This window comes from Azospirillum sp. Sh1, from assembly GCF_008365135.1.
GTDB classification, from domain to species: domain Bacteria; phylum Pseudomonadota; class Alphaproteobacteria; order Azospirillales; family Azospirillaceae; genus Azospirillum; species Azospirillum oryzae.
Genome location: NZ_VTTK01000085.1, coordinates 1 through 2,584, shown reverse-complemented (window position 1 = coordinate 2,584; position 2,584 = coordinate 1). Strand labels below are relative to the sequence as shown.

Sequence of the window (2,584 nt, the reverse complement as noted above, 5' to 3'; positions counted from 1 at the left end):
GTAAGCATCCGCTGAGTGCCGCGGTCAGGCAGCTTTCGTCTGCTCGCGGATTGCCTTCCATTCCCAGGGGAGGAGTTCGTGCAGGCGGGTTTGGGGGATGTCGTTGATGCGGGCCAGCACATCGGCGAGCCATGCCTGGGGATCGACGTCGTTGAGCTTCGCCGTGGTGATCAGGCCGTACATGATCGCCGCCCGCTGGCCGCCGCGATCGGAGCCGCAGAACAGCCACGCTTTCCTCCCGAGGGCGATCCCGCGCAGGCCGCGTTCGGCGGCATTGTTGGTCAGGCACAGCCGGCCGTCGCCGAGGAAGCGGGTGAAGCCGCCCCAACGCGTCAGCATGTAGTCCATCGCCTTGGCCACTGGGGCATGGCGGGAGAGCCGGGCGCGTTCCGTCCGCATCCAGTCCTCCAGCGCGGCTACCAGGGTGACTCCGTGCTCCCGGCGGGCCGCCAGCCGCTCGGCCGCCGGCTTGCCGTTCAACGCGCGCTCGAGATCGAAGATGGCGTCGATGCGCCTTACGGCTTCCAGCGCCAGCGGTGAGATCGGCGGGGCGTCCTTGCCGCGTTTGGTGTTCGCGGCGATGTCGGCCAGCTTGAAGAAACCGCGCCGGGCATGCGCCCAGCACAGCACGTCGCGGATCGGCCCCGGCCGGCGGTCGGGTTCGTACAGCCGGTTGTAGCCGGCGAACGCATCGGCCTGCAGCCAGCCCGTGAAGCCGGCCAGGTGCCGTTCGGGATGCTCGCCTTTGCGGTCTCGCGAATAGTGGAACAGTGCTGCCGGTGGGGCTTGGCCGGCAAACGGCCGGTCATCACGCACATACACCCACAGCCGCCCGGTGTCGGTCTTGCCCTTGGCCAGCACCGGCACCGGCGTGTCGTCGCCATGCAGCCGCCCGGCCGCCATCACATGCGCGGCGATCAGGTCGTGCAGCGGCTTCAGCACCGCGGCGGCGGCGCCCACCTGGTCGGCCAGGGTGGACAGGCTGAGCGGCACACCCTCCCGTGCGAAGCGTTCTGCCTGCCGGTTCAGCGGCTGATGCTGGCCGAACTTCTCGAACAGAACGGTGGCCAGCAGGTTGGGGCCGGCCCAGCCCCGTGGGGTGGCATGGAACGGCGCCGGCGGCTGGCTGATCGTCTCGCAGGCCCGGCAGGAGAACCGCTCGCGCACCGTCTGGATCACCTTCCATTGACGCGGGATCACCTCCAGCGTCTCAGTGATCGTCTCGCCCAGCTTGCACAGCTTGTCCGAGCCGCAGCACGGGCAGCTCGCCGGTGCCGGCACAACGACGCGCTCGCGCGGCAGATGCCCGGGAAAGGGCTGGCGCGATGGCCGTTTGCGGCTGAAGGCCGCCACCGCGGTCGTTCGGGCGGCGGCCTGCTCGGCTGCCAACTCGTCCTCGCTGGCTGTCGCTTCCAGCTCTTCGAGCTGGAACTCCAACTGGTCCAGCAGACGCGCCTTGCGCTCGGAGCGTGTGCCGTAGAGTTCGCGCCGGAGTTTCTCGATCTCCAGCTTCAGGCCGGCGATCAGCGCCTCGGTGTTGGATGCCATCGCCCTGGCCCGGGCCGCGTCGGCTTCCGCCGCGTCCGCCCGCGCCTCGGCCTGCGCCAAGGCGGCGCGCAGGCTGGCAATATCGTCGGGCGGGGCGGCGGTCATGGCGCCAGTTTACCTGGAAACGCGCCGTTGAGCCGCCGCAATCACCCCTGAACCGGTGCGTCGATTCACCGTGTCGCAGTCACCCCGCGGCCTCGGGGCGCCAAGTCTTCTGCGGGTTGCGCCAGTCGATGCCCTCGAGCAGATAGCCCATCTGTCCAGCCGAGATCGACACCGCACTGTCTGCCGGCGTTGGCCATATGAACCGGCCCCGCTCCAGCCTCTTCATGAACAGGCAACTGCCCTGGCCGTCATACCAGATGATCTTCACCAGATCGCCGCGGCGCCCGCGGAAGATGAAGAGATGGCCGCTGTGCGGGTCTTGGGCGAAGCGTTCCTGCACCAGCAGCGCCAAACTCGCCCAGCCTTTGCGCATGTCAGTGTGTCCGCTGGCCAGCCACACCCGCACGCCACTCGGCACCGGGATCATGCCAGGGCACCGACGACGGCCGCCGCCAGAGCCGGATCGACCGGCCCTTCCAGACGCAGGCGTGCCCCGCTGGGCAGGATGACCTCGAGGATCGCCGGGCTCGTGGTCGGACCCGCTGGAGGCGGCAATGGTTCAGGGGGCTCCACCGCCGGCGGGTCGATTACGGTCGGCTCCGGGGTGATGGTCACTGCGACGAAGCTGGACGGTTCGGCCACGGCGGTCCCGCTCGCCTTCATCAGCCCTCGCCAGCGGTATAGCAGACTTTCGTGCACGCCCAGCCGGCGGGCAGCTTCCGTCACCACCACGCCGGGGCGGAACGCCTCCTCGACCATTCGGACCTTCTCCGCCGGCGTGTAATTTCGCCGCCGCTCCGTCCCCGTCAGAACCTCGACCCGCTGATAAGCCATGACGTTTGCAACTCGTTTGCGTCCGCGCAATGACGCGCCACGCAAAACTCAGACGTCGGACCCTATTTTGCCAAGGCGGCACTCACCGGAGGCGTAC

At 68.8% G+C, this 2,584-nt stretch carries 3 protein-coding genes; all 3 read right to left on the bottom strand.

Annotation, left to right across the window (positions count from 1 at the left end):
• Positions 1-24 precede the first annotated feature (24 nt).
• Positions 25-1,653 carry an IS66 family transposase gene (locus FZ029_RS32680; protein WP_149274360.1) on the bottom strand — a complete coding sequence of 543 codons (1,629 nt, stop codon included), beginning with the start codon at positions 1,651-1,653 and terminating at the stop codon, positions 25-27.
• Between the two features lie 79 nt (positions 1,654-1,732).
• The gene (gene tnpB / locus FZ029_RS32675; RefSeq protein ID WP_149274358.1) at positions 1,733-2,080 is read right to left on the bottom strand and encodes an IS66 family insertion sequence element accessory protein TnpB; all 348 of its coding nucleotides are present in this window, start codon (positions 2,078-2,080) and stop codon (positions 1,733-1,735) included.
• A complete protein-coding gene (locus FZ029_RS32670; RefSeq protein ID WP_149274356.1) occupies positions 2,077-2,487 on the bottom strand; it encodes a transposase in 411 nt (136 codons plus the stop codon). The genes tnpB and FZ029_RS32670 overlap by 4 nt, the downstream gene beginning before the upstream one ends.
• Between the last annotated feature and the right edge of the window lie 97 nt (positions 2,488-2,584).